Genomic DNA, 18,069 nt, shown 5'->3' on the forward strand with positions numbered 1-18,069 from the left:
AACACTTTTAGAATTGTTTTATAGATTTTTATCAAAATCGTTCAATTTTGGCTAAATAACCTAAATTAATACTAATCTCGAACGATTCAAAACTTTCTGAAACCCATGATGGATGAGGCTTGTGGCCATGTGGGTGGTCAAATATTTGGGGCCATTTCTACTTATATCATTTTTCCCAAATGTGACCTTTGTTCAGTACAAATTCTTCTGTAATTACATTTTCGTGTATTACTGCTTGCTGTTTTATGATCTTATCGAGTGTTTCAACATGGATTAATTGTTAGCATCGGCCAAATTTTTTATGGCAAATCGACTATGCAACTTGAGTTAGGTGCACTGACACCGGAAATCTTTATCAGAGACTATTGGCAGAAGAAACCTTTGGTTATCAGACAAGGGTTCAACAACTTCAAAGACTTGCTTACACCTGAAGAGATGGCTGGCCTGGCTTGTGATGAACTTGTTGAATCACGCAGGGTGTACAAGAATGACGGAGAGTGGCAGGCCGAGTTTGGCCCTTTTGAGAGTTATGAACATTTAGGTGAGTCTGATTGGACCTTAGTGGTTCAGGCGCTCAATAACTGGTTGCCTGATGCTGAGAAACTTATTCAGTGTTTTGACTTTATCCCCAGATGGCGCTTCGATGATGTCATGGTGAGTTACGCCACTCCAGGGGGAGGGGTCGGGCCTCATATCGATCTCTATGACGTATTTATTTGCCAGGGATCGGGTCGCCGCCGCTGGCGTGTTGGTGACCGGGGGCCGCACAAGGAATTCGCGGCTCATCCGGCATTACTGCATACAGAAGCCTTTGAACCCATTATTGATGTCGAGTTATTACCCGGCGATATATTGTATCTTCCGCCAGGCTACCCTCACGAGGGGGTCACATTAGAAGCCTCGATGAGTTTTTCTGTTGGCTATCGTACCGCTTCGGCAAAAGATATGGTTAGTGCCTTAGCCGATCACCTTATCGATAATGAATTAGCTTCTGAACAGATAGAAGATCCTGACAGAGAGCTAAGCCATCAAAGCGGGCGGGTTAACGCTACAGATTTAGCGCGGATCAAAGCGCAGTTACTGGCAACCTTGGATGATAAGTTGATCAGTGAGTTTTCGGGACGTTACCTGACAAACTCAAAATGTGAATTGGACCTGCCTGAAGAAAACCTGGGTTTTCAATGTGACGATGTGATTGAGATGCTTAAAAAGCATGAGTTAACCAGATTAGGTGGACTGAGAGTGCTTTATTTCGACACTTCTGCATCGCAGGGCATATTCTACATCAATGGGGAGGAGGTGACTTTACCTCTTGATCTTGCCCACGTGATACCTGTGTTATGTGACAATCAGGTGTTGAGCGCCACCAGTTTAGCCCGTTGGTTAGCTAATCAGACATTTGTTGAGCAGTTAACAGATTGGATTAATAGTGGGTATTGGTACTTCGAAGAGGAATAAATACTTAATAATATCCGATATTATGGAGCCCTGTGGCTCCATTTTTGTTACTGTCTATTCAAAGGTTTGCTCAAATAGAGCCCCCCACACATTAGGAGCGTCACATTGGCAATTGAACACAGCGAATTGATGGCTGAGTTAAGTTCACTCAACTGCAGAACTAATTTCACCATTAAGAAAATCACCGAATATATGCTGCCGGAGCTCAAAGAGCCTATCTACCTTCATGGCGCCGATAAAGATTGCCAACTGGTTATCAGGCCTGCTTATGAAGTGTTTTTGGCCGATCTTTCTGAGCTCGAAGGAGTCAAACACAAAGAGGGTTACTTCCACAATAATGAGATGACTCGATTCCCTAAACGTGTGCAGAAGAGCCTCAATGGTATTCATTATGGTTTAGCATTTAAGTTTTCTGATAAAGAGGCGGTTAAACGCTTTATCAGCAGACTTCTCGGCATTATTAATGGCTGTTAAACTTGAGGTGCAGAGTAAACTAAATTGATGAGGTTTAGCAGGCAGTGAAAATAACCAATGTGTTATTAGTCATGACTCAGTTGGCTATCACTGCCGAGATGTTGAGCCTTTCCACTACAATAAATATCTGAATCCAAGATGAATAAATTAATATTACTCACCGAAATACTTAAACTACTCGACGCCATCAAGCTGTCCGCTGTTAAGGCGGCCAATCAAGCTCATGAAACAGCCACTCATAGTGAAACTGTCGCCAGGAGTAAGTACGAAACATTTGGACTGGAAGCATCGTATCTTGCACATGGACAAGCTCAGCGTGTGGCTGAGTGCACGATGGATCTCAAAGCGTTCACAGAACTGAATCTCTGTGCATTTAATGATGGTAAGTCTATTGGGCTTGGGGCTCTGGTTGTCATCATGGATGAAAAAGATGATGAACAATTTCTATTTATCGGTCCCGGTGCCGGTGGGCTGAAGTTTTCTGTGACGGTGGATATTCAGGCCTCACCAGAACAAGTTGAGGTTATGATCATCACGCCATCCTCTCCTCTTGGCTGTGCGTTAATGGGTCGAGGGCTGGATGATATTGTGGCTATCAATATCGGGGATAATCGAAAAGAGTATGAGATCGTCGCTGTTTACTGATGATTTCCTGTTTTAATAACGTTTTAACAATCGATCTCTATATCTGGATACTTTGTCACTCTAGGATCAATTCATGAAAAGATTTAGCGCTCTTATTGTGATTGCGCTCTTAATGAGCGTCAGCTCAATGCTTCAGGCTCAAGAACTCATCGAATCCTCGAAGACGCGCGAGGAAGTTGTTTTATGGGGATCAGCTATGGAGGCGTACTCAGGACTTGAGAAGTTTAATGGCCTGTGGCGAGGAGCCGGAGAAGGAAAGTGGGGCGCCTCAGATGCCGAAAAACAGTTCGCCTCTATCTTAGGCGGAAAAGTAGTTTGCAGAGGTGGGCGGTCAGTGTATCCGCAGCAGAAACGCAATCCTGAGGGGGAAACCCACCTGTCTCATTCTCTATTTTCTCTTACCGATAACGGTAAGACGCTTTCGCTGAGTGAATATGATAATGAAGGGTTTATTGCCCACTATGCGCTCGATTTAAATGCATCAAAAGCCAATCTCTCCTGGATTTTTGAACTGGTGAGGGGCGAGAATCTTCCTCCGAATTTTTCAGCGCGCCTCAGCTTAGTGTTAACGGGGAAAGACCAATATACAGAAACATTTGAACTGGATTTTAGTGGTAAAGGTTATGTGACCTACCTGACGAATCGGCTTTGGAAGATCTCAGATAAGCTCGAAGGCGGTTGTGGCAACTATTGAGCGCGCCACTGAATATTATTAACTCCCCATCTAATCATAAGGCAAAATATGAAACAGTCAGACACCTATTCCATCGGCATACTGGGCAGTAAATGGGGTGAAGAGGAGAAAAAACGATGGCTCCTGCGACAAGAGGTTAGACGTTCCTATAAGAAAGAGGTGCTTTCAAAACTGGAGCCTCTGAAGGAAGGTTTCGATGTCGAGCAATACGGTGAACTCTCCTATGATGCTGGCAAGTACCCGCTGTTTGTCGTAAAAAATCGTAAATGGGATAGTAATAAGGCGACCATTTTGGTCACCGGAGGCGTTCATGGTTATGAAACCAGTGGTGTTCAAGGAGCCATTCGATTTCTTGAAACCAAAGCTGAGCTTTATGGCAAACAGTTCAACATTATTGTTGCGCCATGCCTGAGCCCCTGGGGATATGAAACCATTAACCGCTGGAATCCAAATGCGGTCGACCCCAACCGCTCCTTTTATGAAGATAGTCCATCGGAAGAAGCTGCTACATTGATGCGATATATCGCTGCACTCGAACTTAAGCTCACTGCGCATATCGATCTGCATGAAACCACTGACACTGACAATAGTGAATTCAGACCTGCGTTAGCAGCCAGGGATGGCAGCGTGCATAACAACTGGAACATTCCAGATGGCTTCTACCTTGTGGGGGACACTGAAAACCCGGTAGATGAATTTCAAAAAGCAGTTATTGAGGTGGTCGCTCAGGTGACACATATCGCGCCGCCCGATGAGGAGGGTAAACTCATCGGTGTTGAGCTTTCTCAGGAGGGGGTGGTCAATTACGCGACTAAGGCTCTGGGGCTGTGTATTGGATTTAGTGGTGCGGCCTTTACTACGACAACAGAGGTTTATCCTGACAGCCCTCTGGTCGACGATGAAAACTGTATCCTTGCTCAAGTCGCAGCAATAACTGGCGGATTAGACTTTATCTTAGAGACGGTATAACGGGCGTTTTTGTTGGGCTTACTTGAAGAGAGCGACAATCTACCTGCAACGGGTAACAAAGAGTTCATCTCTAGTTGCCCATAAACTTGAATTTGACAAAACTGGTTACATACTGATTAATAGTTAGTTATCTACAGCCTAGTCGCTGTATTATCACTTTTTTGTGTAAAAAGATGTTAAATGCTTTGGAGGCTACTGCTTGAATTTTCGTAATTTTGCAAAAAAATTAACGCTATTAGTTGTCGCATCGATATTTTTATTAACCGGGTGTAACTTAGCCAACCACGGCTCATTTGTTACGCAAACTTTCTCGAGTACCGATTGGGCAGAGGAACAAACCTTGACACGTCTGGGCCCGGTAGAAGGTAAAAGCTGTCAAACCGCAGCGCTTTACTTCATCCCACAAGGTGATTCAACATCGACGAACGCAGCGATAGCAGATGCTAAGGGACAAAGGGCAGGGACTCTATTATTAGCTGACGTCTCAATAGATGATAAGTTGTGGCTGGAGTTTGGTTATTCGGTGCAGTGTATACTTGTCAGCGCCACGGCTTATGGCGTCGCGCCATAATATGGTCTCAGATTTGTTACTGAATAACTCTTTACTTAATAACTTTGCTAAAAACTGAAATAGCCAGTTGTCTAACAACTGGCTTAAACAGATTAACCTATAGGTTGAGCGCTAAACACTTAATCCCCACATATCGAAGGTTTCTCTACAGAGCTGTTCTCTGAAATCAGGGTGGGCTATGTCTATCAAGGCTCTGGCTCTTTCACGCAGCGAACGACCGCGTAGGTTGGCACTGCCGTATTCGGTAACGATATAGTGAACATGAGCTCGCGTCGTCACAACGCCGGCGCCAGGAGAAAGAACTGTCGCTATCCTCGAGACCTTGCCACCCGCTGCGGTGCTGGGAAGTGCGATAACCGAACGGCCCCCTTCTGATAACCCCGCACCGCGAATAAAGTCCATTTGACCGCCGACACCGGAATAGATACGCGTACCCAAAGAGTCTGCACAGATCTGACCCGAAATATCGACCTGAAGAGCGGAGTTAATCGCCATCACATTAGGGTTTTTTCTTATGATAGAGGTGTCATTTACCTGCTCTATATCCATAAAAATGACCGAAGGGTTATCGTCCACATAGTCATAGAGCCGTTGACTGCCCAAGGCAAAGCCTGTTACCAACTTACCCGGATGAACTTTCTTCTTACTGTTGTTGATCACACCACTTTCGACCAGGTTAAGCACACCATCGGAAAATAGTTCTGTGTGGATCCCCAGATCTTTATGGCCATTAAGGCAACTGAGTACCGCATCAGGAATGGCGCCAATCCCCATCTGAAGACAGTCGCCGTTTCTGACCAGTTCAGCCACGTTGTTACCAATCGCCAGGCTGGTTTCATCGCTGGCAGCGAGTGGGTGTTGGGGGAGAGGAGAACTGGCTTCATAGACTGCTGCAAACTTGTCGAAATGGATAAAACCATCACCATGTGTACGGGGCATCTGTGGGTTGATATGCGCAATGATCTTTCCAGCCACCTGACACGCGGCCAGTGTCGCTTCCACAGAAATACCTAATGAACACATGCCGTGCTTGTCGGGTGGTGAAACCTGAACGATGGCCGTGTCTATCTTCTGTTCGCCGGAGCGAAACAGCTTAGGGACTTCCGAGAGAAAGATTGGGACATAGTCGGCATCACCTTGCTGTAGCAATAGACGTGTCGGTAAGCCACCGAAGAAGCAACGGTGGCGTAGGTGCCCCTTGAGTTTCTCATCGCTAAGTGACTCGGCGCATTCGGTATGAAGTTGTAGCAGGGTTAGATCTTTTTTACTCAGAGCGTGCTGAGCCAAGGCATTAAGCAGTAATCTGGGAGTCGCTCCCATGGAGTGGGTCCAGAGGGTCTCGCCGTCCTGGATCAGGGAAACTGCTTCTAGTGCACTCTTACAAATGATTGGAGCCATTAAAGATATCCGTTGATTAAGTTATTGTTTAAGTTCTTATTTAAGTTCTTATTTAAATATTTGTTCAACTTGTCGTTTAGATATGAGTGGTGTTGAGAAAATGTCCAGTTTAATGAGCGTTAAGACCTCAAAATATATTGAGTCGCTCAATTTGAGATATACCATACGGAGAAGTTAAAAGAGAGTCATTGATTAAGATCAGACTTGCCGATTAATGTCGGCAGCGTTAACCCTTGTTGTAACCTCTGATTTCGAACTGTAATTAGCTCTGATTGAGTCTGCGGGGCATAAGTTCTTGGGTAGCCCCAGCCATGAGAATGTTATAAGCACAGCTTTAATACGATTCGAAGTGATATATACCTACACTTTTGTTGGCCATGGATGTTCGTGTTTGTTCAAACCTTATGCATTAAGGAATACACTTAACTTGTGGGCAAAGTGAATAGGGTGTGGTGCTTGTCACGCTTTGGAGTTGACGCCAGGGTGTGGCGGTGCTCTTGTTAATTTAACATTTGCGACGCGAGTAGCCTTTTACAAATCGAAGATGAATACTTGTGTACCTTTTGCTTAGAGTCCAGTAACTTGTATTTATTAGAGAAGCTTTGTTATTTGTAGCTAGCTTGACTCATGGATATAGCACTTAATGTGTCTATAATGATTATGGTAAATGGATTTAATACCAAGGATGAGCATACTTTTGAGATTTAATCTTACTCTGTGTGTCGCTGTTAGTCTTCTTTCATTATTTACTCAGCCCTCCTATGGCGCAGAGAGAACGCTGACAATCCTTAATTGGAGCGAGTACCTGGATCCGGATCTCGTTCACCGTTTCGAGCAAAAATATCAGGTTAAAGTTTCCGAACTATATTACGGCTCCGATGAGCAGCGCTCAGATCTTCTGCTACAAAATAACGCCTACGGTTACGATCTTATCCTCTCATCCGGTGTCGATCTGCAAAATTATATCAATCGTGGTTGGCTCGCCGCGCTCGAAGAGGACAAGCTCTCTTTTCTTAATCAGTTGAACCCTAAATGGAGAGGGGCATTTCCCGGTGCTGTTCAATATGCAATTCCCTATTTTTGGGGAACCGTAGGCATAGTTTATCGCCATGATTTAATCCAAGAACCTATTACTCACTGGAAACAGCTATACCAGCCTGCTGCCGAGTTACAAGGTAAAGTCGGCATGATTGATGAGCCAAGAGATCTGATTGGTATGTGCCTAAAGTCATTGGGCTATTCCGCTAATAGTGAATTGAGCAGCCAGCTCAATGAAGTTGAAAGTGTGCTGCAATCCCAAAAAGCGATGGTTAACTCCTACATCTATATGACCCTCGATGAACACTCTCCCATAGTGAGCGGTGAAATTGTTGCGTCTATGATTTACAACGGAGATGCGCTAATGGTAAAGGAACACAGCGAAAACCTGACCTTTGTGTTGCCCGAAGAGGGGGGGGCAATTTGGGTCGATTACCTCACCATAGGTGCCAAGGCGAAGGAGCCGGAACTTGCCTATGCTTTTCTTAACTTTATCAATCAAGCTGAGCATGCGGCTCAGCTAGCTCAATATGTCTATTACGCGACACCTAATCTGGCGGCGGAAAAATTATTGCCGGAAGAATTTTTGAATGACAAGGTGATCTATCCCAATGCAGATAAGCTTAAAAACTCGGAGTTTTACAGGCCATTATCGGCCCGGATCCAGCGTAGACGTAACGTTATCAGCATCAATATATTGCCTTAGACGCCTATGAAACTTAAGACTAAGTTACCGTTATTATTTATATCTTTGGTTTGCATCCCGCTCATATTGCTGGGGGCCATGGCTTTTGTCGAGCTAAAAAGTGCGGCAGAGAAAAGCAGTGCTACTCAGGTGACTAAGTTTCTCGAACAGGTTGTCGCTCAAACAGACCGCTTAATAAAAACGGCACAAGCCAATGTTGAGCTGATCGCAGATGATTCCCTGTTACACAGCTACATGCTGACTGAGGATGAGGATGAGCGCTATACACTGATGCAACGTCCCTTGCTCCGGAAATTAAAAAGCATCATGAAGGTGTTTCCTCAATACTATGAAATGAGGGTGATACTCCCCGACGGCTATGAAGACCTCAGGTTAACGTCATATTTTATCGCTAATTTGAAAGATGAGGAGGAGGCGAGTGAGCTGTTTATTTCGATGGGGCATGATGAAAGAAATGAAAAAGTACAGTTCATTACGAATCCGGATAATGACAAATTCAGCTTATATGTGTCAAAGCGTGTAGAGATAATCAATAAGGCGGTGGAATCATTTAACGCCGCTCCAAAAATGCGAGGCTATTTTGTCATTACGGTGAGTCTGGATGCCTTAAATGACGTTCTGCTCGATTCCCCCTGGAGTGGAGCGCGATTTATTATCACAGACCAATCGGGAAGTGCTGTCTTACCCTATTCAGCTAAATCTGAGTCAGATATAGCCTCTGTGTATAAGGCCTTAAAAGAAGAGCAGGAAAGCCCCTCAAGTTTCAGCGTTCATGAACTCGATGGCGAAAGCTATTATCACACCAGTCTCTCTTTGAAGTCAGGGTTATGGTTGCATGCCTTACTCCCTGAGGACATTTTGCTCCAATACAGTAGAGATATGAGTTGGCTGGTGGCAATGATCACCCTTTTTTCTGTCGCATTTTCTATTCCCTTGTTGCTCTTTCTGAGCCATTTTCAAATTGTACGGCCGTTAAATAAACTGCATCACGCTTTTCTACGTTTAGGTAAAAATGTCGAATTGATTCAGGTGAAAACATCGGGCGATGATGAGCTTGATGAATTAGGTAAAGAGTTTAACCGGATGAGCCTCAAGCTTTTCAAATCAAACGAGAAAATCCGGGAGTTGGCTTTTAACGATCCACTTACCGGATTACCCAATCGGTTTATGTTCACCAAACACCTTAACCTTTCTTTGGAGTCTGCCAAGTGTGATAGCGGACAACTTGCTGTCATGTTTATTGACTTGGATAATTTTAAGCATATTAATGACAACCTTGGCCACCAATCGGGCGATCAACTTTTACATGAAATTGGTGACCGCTTGCAACGTAACCTGCGTAGTAAAGATTTCTGTGAACACTTCAGCGATAGCGACATGGTCGCCAGACTTGGAGGGGATGAATTTACAGTCTTTCTCGGTGAGTTACCTTCCATTAAAACCGCCGAGAAAGTCGCAAAGCGGATCCTGGACATCATATCACTTCCCATTGTGCTGGGTGGTAAGAACTATTATATCAGTGCCAGTATTGGTATTGCCTGTTATCCACAAAATGGAGTGACGACTCAAGAGTTGATAAAAAATGCAGATATCGCCATGTATCATGCAAAAAAGACGGGGAAAGGTAGTTACCAGCATTTTTCTGATAGCCTGAGTCGTCAAAATGAGGAGTTTTCGGTCATAGAGCAAAAAATGCATGAAGCGGTAGAAAATGAGCGATTTGAGTTGTACTTCCAACCCATTGTAGATAGCAGTACTCACCGTATTGTCTCACTGGAAGCCCTTATCCGTTGGTATGACGATGAATTTGGGTTTATTCCCCCGGATAAGTTTATTCCCTTAGCCGAGAAAAATGGCTTAATTATGGTAATAGGGGACTGGGTCATTCGTGAAGCCTGCCGTCAACTCAAAATTTGGCAAGATAGAGGAATTTTAGATATTCAGTTGGCAATCAACGTATCGGCAATACAGCTGAACAACCCCAAGTTTGCTCAACAGCTATATCAGTGCATAACAGAGAGTGGGATCATCCCCGGAACTCTCTATATCGAACTAACAGAGACAACCATTATCAATGGTGAACAAGAGATCTTTGTGACGTTAGAATGGCTTCGCAGTAAAGGGATCAGAATAGCCTTGGATGATTTCGGTACCGGTTACTCCTCATTGAGTTATTTGAGAAACCTGCCTATCGATATCTTAAAAATTGACCAGAGCTTTATTCGTGATATTAACAATAAAAACAACAATGTGATCCTATCAGCAGTAATAGTAATGGCACATGCACTTGGCTTTAAAGTCGTAGCCGAAGGAGTCGAAGAGCGAGGCCATCTTGCATTTTTGGTCAAGGAAGGATGCGATCTACTTCAGGGTTACATGTTCAGTCGGCCACAAGCTGCGGACGATATTACCAGAATACTGCTTAAGGAAACCAAAGAGGAGGCGAGCAAAACGGGCTAGTTAGCATAGGAAACTTAATTGTTGCTTGTGAATGACAGACGAGCTAAATAACACCTCTGGTTGCCGATATTTGTTGGCAGTAAAGGTGTCCCTGATGAAGCCTTATACAATCGATGTTAATATTTCGCCCATTGCTCATTGCCTATAAAGGTTACTCTTTGTACAAGAATATTGCGGGAGTCTTACTCTGCTTATTAATGCTGAATGCTTGTGTTGCCTATCCGACGACCAGAACCTACTTTAAGCCTGATCTTAATGATGGCCAACTCACACCATCTATGGGGTGTGGCTACCATACAACAAAAGGTGATGCGATTATCAAAACCCTCGGGGATGCGACTCTCACTGTGATGCCAGAATATGTTTCCGGAGAAAAGCTGAAAATTACCCTGCTGGTAAGAAGCAAATCCAAAGCTGATGTCAATGCTCTGTTACCCGATGGCATCTTTGTCAGCTTATCGAATACTTTATCTGAAATCTATCCGGCTAAATTATCCGTCACCGAACAGGAATCGGCAGCGGGGGAGCATTTCAGTCAATGGCATGTTTTGGTATTCCCATTGTCTGTTGATGAGATAGAAACGTTTAAGTTGACGATACCCTGGAGTAACTCAAGCGACCCATCGTCTGAGGATGGTCTGTTAAACTTTAATTTTGAAAAAGTCGAAGTTGCAGACTTTTATTACAACTCAATAAACTGTTAGTCCTGTTTAACTCGCTAACTTCAAATATTGTGTACAGCAGCTGTTGATATAGCGCTTTTATTCGACCGAAGAGAACCGCTTAGCTTGTACCCAGGCAGGTGAGAGCGGTCGGTGATAACTTGCCGGCGGTTATTCTGTTATAATCAACTTTAAATTTTTGTATAGGCCTTTGATTGCTGTCATTGGCCTGAACAGATACTTATCAATTATCACTCTGAGATTTTACATGTCATTTTCTACACTCGGATTAAGCGCTCCTATCTTAAGTGCTATTAGCGAACAGGGCTATGTCACGCCTACGCCTATTCAAGCGGAGGCCATTCCGCTGGCGCTTAAAGGCAAGAACCTAATTGCTGCAGCGCAAACAGGTAGTGGCAAGACTGCCACATTTGTGTTGCCAATCCTTGAGTTATTGGCCAGTGGTGAAACCCAACGTAAAAAACGCGCTCGAGCGCTTATTTTAACGCCTACACGTGAGTTGGCTGTGCAGGTTTGCCAGAGTATTGAGGCATACGGTAAGCATCTTAATCTGAAGTCTATGGCGATATATGGTGGTGTAGATTATGCGCCGCAAAAGCAGGCGTTAATTGATGGTGTCGACATTGTCGTGGCGACACCGGGCCGTTTGAGAGACCTGTACACACAAAGAGCGATTCATTTCGATGAAATAGAGTTACTAGTCCTCGACGAAGCTGACAGAATGCTCGATATGGGTTTTATCGAAGACATTAATAAGATCATAGATACTTTGCCTGAAGAGAGGCAAAACCTGTTATTTTCGGCAACGCTGTCAAGGCAAGTGAGAGAACTGGCCAAGGACACAATACCCAACGCCATTCAGCTATCCGTCACTAAAAAAAGTGAAGGGAAGCCTAATATTGATCAGTGGCTGGTGACAGTAGATAAAGATAAGAAGTCTGCGTTGCTGAGTCATCTTATCCAAGAAAACAGTTGGCCACAGGCACTGATCTTTATCGAGACTAAACACGGCGCTGCTAAGCTTGTGAGCCAGCTTGAGAAGCGTGGCATCGAAGCCGAGGCGATTCACAGTGGCCGTACACAGGCAATTCGCGAGCAGATCTTAGCTGACTTCAAAGTGGGTAAGGTTAAATATCTAATCTCTACCGGGATCTCTGCTCGCGGTATCGATATCGATGAACTGCCGTTAGTCATTAATTATGACTTACCGTTTCCGGCCGATGAATATGTACATCGTATCGGTCGTACGGGCCGAGCGGGTGCTGCGGGTGAAGCCATCTCCTTGGTGTCAAAAGATGATTTTAAAAATCTGTGTATGATTGAAAAGCGTTTAGATCATCTTATTGAGAGAAGGGTAGTTGAAGGGTTTGAACCGCGTAAAGTCGTGCCGGTTTCAATTTTGAACTTCGTGCCAAAAAATAAGCCGGTCAGAGATACTCTATCTAAAGATGAGCGAGGAAGCGTTAAATCAACAAAACCTGACTATTCTAAGCATGACTCTTCCAAAGATAAGTTTTCAAAAGATAAGTCTTCAAGAAACAGCGCTTCAAAAAATCGGTCTTCGAGTAATAAGCGATCTGATAACAGAGAAAGTTCAGCAGATAACAAGTTGCCGCTTAATCCCTGGAATCGTTAACTGGCTTGATTTCAAATAGGCCACTCATTTTTGGGCGGACTCAATGATAAAAAAGCGACCTAAGTGTCGCTTTTTCATTTTATCGTCGTATTCATGTGGTTGAGGCGAGAGTTTACTTGCGTATTGCTTGCTTAACTCCTATGATCCACACGTTTTTATTTCATGCATCTACAACAGGCAACTTCATGCTTAACTCTCCGCTTTCACCTAGCTCGACAGAATTGGTTATCAGTGTATTAGAAATGGTCTTATCTGAAGGTAAACCTTTAGACAGAGCCTATTCGGTACACTTTTCAGGCCTACAACTTGCGCCATCAGAACAGGCCCGTATCACCAAGGTTGCCGGAGATATCTTACGTAGATTGAACTTGTACTGTTTCCTGTCCGATGTAAAACCCGAAGAGATGTCTCGTTTGGGAACGCGTCTGATAAATGCATGGCATCTGTTTCATGAGCTTGAATTACCTAAGCTGCAATATTCTCTGCCTCTTGCTGAAGCCGAATATTTTGCCCGTCTCGAAGAGGCGAAGAAGCAACCGGCACTTTGGGATGGTTGTCCCGAGTGGCTCGATGAGATGGGCCAAGCTCAGCTTGGCGAAGCGTGGGCAAAAGAGCGTGCGGCATTAAATACGCTACCTAAGCGTTTTATTCGTACTAACTTACTCAAGTGTACCCGTGAGGAGTTAGCCAAGAAGTTACGTAACGAGCAGGTTCAAACCCAGGAAGTTGAAGGGGTGGATACCGCGTTAGAGGTCACTTCTGACTCCGCCCTGTTCCGCACTGAGAGCTTTAAAAAGGGTTGGTTCGAGCAGCAAGATGCAGGCTCTCAAATGGTTGCAGCCGCTGTCGATGCTAAACCGGGTATGCGTGTCATCGATGCTTGCGCTGGAGCGGGTGGTAAAACATTATCTATCGCGTCTCAAATGAAGGGCAAGGGCCGCTTATTAGCGATGGATGTCGAACAGTGGAAACTCGATAGCCTCAAGCAACGTGCGCGACGTGCTAACGCCGATAATATCGAGACTCGTATCATTGCAAGTAGCAAGACGATTAAGCGTCTTAAGCTCAGCGCCGACCGTGTTTTGCTGGATGTACCTTGCTCAGGTCTGGGTGTACTTAAACGTAACCCTGACGCTAAGTGGCGCGATACGCCAGAGCGTTTACCGGTTTTGGTTGAGCTACAGAAGCATATCTTACAAAGCTACAGTCGTATGGTGAAAGTTGGTGGTATCTTGGTTTATGCCACATGTTCAATCATGCCGGAGGAAAACCGTAATCAGGTCGATGCTTTCCTTGCTGAAAATGATCATTTTAAGTTTATCGAAGATGAGACTATCAGCGTTGCAGACTCAGGCTTCGATGGATTTTACTTAGCAAAACTCGAGCGTATCGCTGAGTAATTCAAACCAATTGATTTCACATTTATTATGCTTTGATTAATCAATCAGCTACGCCCTGTTTGGCTGATTGATTACTCTTTATATGTAGCGATATTATTTTCTCTCCAATGCCGATTCTCTTCGGCGTGCAATTACCTGCTTAACTAAACTCGCTTATGAACAAAGTAAAGATTATTTGCCATCTAAAATTTTGTTTTTGTTTTTTATTACTAAAATATATCGGCTGTTAACTTGACAAGTTGACCAGAGAAAAGCCTTCTATGTAAACCTAAATAACTTATTTACATAGAGTTTATGATTAGTATATCCTTATCGCTGTCGTAGGATTTTTAAGGATAGAAATCCGTCATTCAGGGGGCTGTATGAGCCTAAGCTATGAATCCATAATACCCGTTATTCCGAGCCTGACCGATTCTAACGTCAGTATAAAACGCTACGGCGCGATACTGACCATGCTGTTAGATGGCTCTCCTCTCGAAGATATTCTTATCGCGCTGGTTCTTCTCGTTGAAGAGGAGAAACTGGGCACGAAAGGGTCGGTGCTGCTATTGAGCGATGACGGTAAACGTCTTCTCAATGGTGCGGCTCCTAATCTTCCTGATGATTATAATCAAGCGATTCATGGTATTGAAATTGGTGATGGTGTCGGCTCCTGCGGCACAGCGGCATTTACCGGTCAAAGAGTTATCGTCGAAGATGTCGAGACTCACCCTTTTTGGGAGCCCTTTAAAGCATTGCCTTTGGCTGCGGGTCTTTATGCTTGTTGGTCTGAGCCTATCAAAGGCAGTCAGGGGAAAGTTCTGGGTACATTTGCCATGTACTATGACACCATCAAGTCTCCTACCGAGAAAGACCTGTTACTCATTTCTGAAGCAGCCAGACTGGCGAGTCTGGCCATCGAACGAAGCAGGGCGCTTCAGTTTGAGCGGTTAACGGGAAACATATTTAACCATCTTCCTTTAGGGCTGGTTATCACCGATCTGCACTGGACAGCGTTGAATGCTAATCCGGCATTTTACCAGATCACGGCATTTACGCCGGCCGGTGAGATAAAGTTTGACCCGCAAGAGTTTTTTAAGCGATCAGGGAAAGATACCCTCGATAATATGTTTGCCAGTTTGGCGACAAAAGAGGCTTGGCAGGGTGAGCTCGTAGGTATCAGAGCGACAGGTGAGAGTTTCTATCTGGAACTGACGGTGACAATTTTTAAGGACCGCGGTTCACAAGAACTATGTTACTCATGGTTGTTTAGCGATATTACTGAGCGTAAACGTGCCTCAGCCCTCATAGACTATCAAGCCAATTATGATTCCCTGACGCAACTGGCCAATCGTAATTATCTGTTTAAAATTGTCCAGGCAGAGATCGAGTCTGACAGTTTGACCCCTGGCTTCGGTTTTATGTTGATGGATCTTGATAATTTTAAGCAGATCAATGACACCTTAGGCCATGACAAGGGCGACCAACTGCTGGTCGAGGTGGCCAAACGAATCGAATCCTGTACCAGAGAGCGGGCACTGGTTGCCAGATTAGGCGGTGATGAGTTTGCACTTTTCCTACCGGGTATGGTCAAGGAGAGTGAACTTGTCCGGCAAGCAATGGTTATCAACGAATGCATTTCTGCACCCTATCTATTAGGTCAGGATAAGCGTGTATCAACCAGTATCAGTATCGGGATTGCCAGGTTTCCTGAAGATGCAATGAGCCTTGAGCAGGTGCTAAATTGTGCCGATCAGGCGATGTATATTTCAAAGAGTGAGGGGCGTAACTGTTTTCATTTCTTTACTCAGCAGATGCAGCAGGATGCCGAACGTACGGCTAAGCTTTATAACGATCTTAAATTTGCCTTAGAATCTAATGCATTCGAACTCTATTACCAACCGATTGTTTGTCTGGAAGAGAATAAAATAGTTCGTGCCGAAGTGTTATTAAGGTGGGAGCATGAAGGAGCCTTCATCTCACCAGAAGAGTTTATTCCTGTGGCCGAGAGTAGCGGATTGATCGTCGAGTTGGGTCATTGGGTTCGCAAGGAAGCCATGGCTTCACTGCTGGAATTTAAGCGTAAAGGAATAGAGATCGGATTGTCGATTAATGTTTCAATGTACGAGTTTTGGTCTCACTCTCTGCAAGACTGTCTAGTCACATCGATCCGTGAAATCGCCGTTGATTTAACCACAGATGTTTTTCCATTCTACGGTATGACATTAGAGATCACCGAGTCACTCCTGATGAAGCAGCACCAACACCTGATTAATTCACTCCAGAAGCTTAGAGATATGGGGATAGGAATTGCGGTCGATGATTTTGGTACAGGTTACTCCTCATTATCTTATTTGAGTCATTTTCCCGTGGACCATATCAAGATAGATAAGTGTTTTATTCAAGACTCGGGTTCTTCGGTGAAACAGCAGGCGTTGGTGAAAGCCATCACAACCCTGAGTCATGCGCTTGACCTACACGTTATTGCCGAGGGCGTGGAAACTGAAGAGGAGCTTCAATTTGTTCGCTCTGCAGATATCGAGGCCGTTCAGGGATATTACTTCTATAAACCTATGCCGAAACAGGAATTACTTACCTTATTGAAGTTACTGCCTGTGATGGAAGTGAACCTCCAATGAATGAGTCTGTGATGCAGCTATTTGTATAAAAATCAGCTTGATATATTATTTTTTAGTGATTGTTTCATTAATGAATATTAACTGAAAATAGTACAGAGAAGCGTAAGCTATGACTAAGGTCATATTTTAGCTTATTGGGGAATAGCGATGACAAACCATGATAATAACAACAGAATTCACAAGTCAGAAAAGATAACCACTTACCGAGTCTGGGACAAACCTAGCCGTTTATTTCACTGGGTGAATGTATTACTGGTATTAAGCTTAGTCTTTGTCGGTTTAATCATGCTGTTTCGTAAAGATTTAGGCATAGACGCGCTTGAGGCCAAGATTAAACTGAAAGAGTTACACGTCATCATAGGTTACCTGTTCGCAGCGAATTTATTAGTACGGATCATCTGGGGATTCATGGGTAACCGTTATGCCAAATTCTCTCAAAACATACCCAATATTCGAGCCATCAAACAATACAGAGCGGCACTTAAAGATGGACAGAATCCGCAGTATGTAGGACACAATCCGTTAGGTAAGCTTGCTGTTGCGACCATCATGTTGACGCTGACCCTGATCATGGCAACAGGGCTTTTCAGGGCCGGTACCGATATCTATTATCCTCCTTTCGGCTCCGCTGTCACTCAGTATATTGCGGCCGATGGCGTCGATGCGACGTTAATCAAACCTTATGATGAGACTGGTATAGATAAGAGCAAGCTCGCAGAGATCAAACCTGCTAAGAGTTTCGCAGGTAAAGTTCACCTCTATAGTGTTTACTTTCTATTGTTCTTAATAGGACTTCATGTTGCCGCTGTTATACAGGCTGAGCGCCGTCATCAACCCGGGATTATCTCAGCGATGTTTTCAGGTAAGAAGAGTATTAAAGGCCCCATAGAGGATAAAGACTAGTTTTACCACTCGCTGACTCAGCCATTTTCGGGTTTTGACTCGAGTCGTTTACTTGAGCCACCCTTTTGGGTGGCTTTGTCATATAGATGCTTCATTTAGCTGCTTCATACATTTACTTCACTTAGTTACTTAATATAGATACTTGAATCGATTGGTCTGAGTAGAAGGGCGCTCATCGATATTCGGTGGGGCACCTCTGTTCAGGCTGTTAAATTCATATTTTCAATTTAATTACTTATCTTCTTTGCAATGCTGCAGGTGATTGTTTTAATGGATGCTGAGTGTCTCTTTTTCTATTGGTACAGGTTATACCTCAATTATTGATTAAAATAATCTGTAGTCCTTCAAAATCAATGTTATAGTTCTCCCTTTCGGTTTAATTTTAATGGGCCATTCACTATTTGGTCGTATCTATT

At 44.1% G+C, this 18,069-nt stretch carries 14 protein-coding genes; 13 read left to right on the top strand and 1 reads right to left on the bottom strand.

Translation table 11 applies throughout. The annotated features are described in order from the left end of the window. Nucleotides 1-315 precede the first annotated feature (315 nt). The 6 genes from EKG39_RS06230 (at nt 316) to EKG39_RS06255 (ending at nt 4,811) form a co-directional block, all read left to right on the top strand. Complete coding sequence (locus tag EKG39_RS06230) at nt 316-1,458, top strand: ribosomal protein uL16 3-hydroxylase (protein WP_126504893.1); 1,143 nt, start codon at nt 316-318, stop codon at nt 1,456-1,458. 105 nt (nt 1,459-1,563) lie between these two features. After that, a complete protein-coding gene (locus tag EKG39_RS06235) occupies nt 1,564-1,932 on the top strand; it encodes a hypothetical protein (RefSeq protein WP_126504894.1) in 369 nt (122 codons plus the stop codon). Nucleotides 1,933-2,070: 138 nt separating this feature from the next. After that, nucleotides 2,071-2,577, top strand: coding sequence for a GreA/GreB family elongation factor (locus tag EKG39_RS06240; protein ID WP_126504895.1), 507 nt, complete (start codon nt 2,071-2,073; stop codon nt 2,575-2,577). 73 nt (nt 2,578-2,650) lie between these two features. Further along, nucleotides 2,651-3,271, top strand: coding sequence for a hypothetical protein (locus EKG39_RS06245; RefSeq protein WP_126504896.1), 621 nt, complete (start codon nt 2,651-2,653; stop codon nt 3,269-3,271). A gap of 48 nt (nt 3,272-3,319) precedes the next feature. Further along, complete coding sequence (locus EKG39_RS06250; RefSeq protein WP_126504897.1) at nt 3,320-4,240, top strand: M14 family metallopeptidase; 921 nt, start codon at nt 3,320-3,322, stop codon at nt 4,238-4,240. A gap of 199 nt (nt 4,241-4,439) precedes the next feature. Next, entirely contained in the window at nt 4,440-4,811 is a 372-nt protein-coding gene (locus EKG39_RS06255; RefSeq protein WP_126504898.1) for a hypothetical protein, read from the top strand. A gap of 111 nt (nt 4,812-4,922) precedes the next feature. On the opposite strand, the gene EKG39_RS06260 is transcribed toward EKG39_RS06255, so the two are convergent. Beyond that, nucleotides 4,923-6,209: an acetyl-CoA hydrolase/transferase family protein gene (locus EKG39_RS06260; protein WP_126504899.1), complete on the bottom strand. Its 1,287-nt coding sequence runs from the start codon at nt 6,207-6,209 to the stop codon at nt 4,923-4,925. 697 nt (nt 6,210-6,906) lie between these two features. Here EKG39_RS06260 and EKG39_RS06265 point away from each other — a divergent pair. The 7 genes from EKG39_RS06265 to EKG39_RS06295 all read left to right on the top strand — a co-directional run bounded on the left by EKG39_RS06265 (nt 6,907) and on the right by EKG39_RS06295 (nt 17,653). Continuing rightward, entirely contained in the window at nt 6,907-7,953 is a 1,047-nt protein-coding gene (locus EKG39_RS06265) for a polyamine ABC transporter substrate-binding protein (RefSeq protein ID WP_185817531.1), read from the top strand. A gap of 6 nt (nt 7,954-7,959) precedes the next feature. Further along, nucleotides 7,960-10,413, top strand: a complete 2,454-nt coding sequence (locus EKG39_RS06270) for an EAL domain-containing protein (RefSeq protein ID WP_126504901.1) — start codon at nt 7,960-7,962, stop codon at nt 10,411-10,413. A gap of 158 nt (nt 10,414-10,571) precedes the next feature. Continuing rightward, nucleotides 10,572-11,117, top strand: a complete 546-nt coding sequence (locus EKG39_RS06275; RefSeq protein ID WP_148103053.1) for a hypothetical protein — start codon at nt 10,572-10,574, stop codon at nt 11,115-11,117. A 226-nt stretch (nt 11,118-11,343) separates the two neighbouring features. Beyond that, nucleotides 11,344-12,732 (top strand): DEAD/DEAH box helicase, encoded by a 1,389-nt coding sequence (locus tag EKG39_RS06280; protein ID WP_126504903.1) that lies wholly within the window; start codon nt 11,344-11,346, stop codon nt 12,730-12,732. Between the two features lie 185 nt (nt 12,733-12,917). Then, nucleotides 12,918-14,132 carry an RsmB/NOP family class I SAM-dependent RNA methyltransferase gene (locus EKG39_RS06285; RefSeq protein WP_126504904.1) on the top strand — a complete coding sequence of 405 codons (1,215 nt, stop codon included), beginning with the start codon at nt 12,918-12,920 and terminating at the stop codon, nt 14,130-14,132. 362 nt (nt 14,133-14,494) lie between these two features. Then, a complete protein-coding gene (locus EKG39_RS06290) occupies nt 14,495-16,750 on the top strand; it encodes a bifunctional diguanylate cyclase/phosphodiesterase (RefSeq protein WP_126504905.1) in 2,256 nt (751 codons plus the stop codon). Nucleotides 16,751-16,897: 147 nt separating this feature from the next. Beyond that, nucleotides 16,898-17,653 carry a cytochrome b/b6 domain-containing protein gene (locus EKG39_RS06295; protein WP_126504906.1) on the top strand — a complete coding sequence of 252 codons (756 nt, stop codon included), beginning with the start codon at nt 16,898-16,900 and terminating at the stop codon, nt 17,651-17,653. The last annotated feature ends 416 nt before the right edge of the window (nt 17,654-18,069 follow it).

The sequence above is a fragment of the Shewanella atlantica genome, assembly GCF_003966265.1.
GTDB classification, from domain to species: Bacteria; Pseudomonadota; Gammaproteobacteria; order Enterobacterales; family Shewanellaceae; genus Shewanella; species Shewanella atlantica.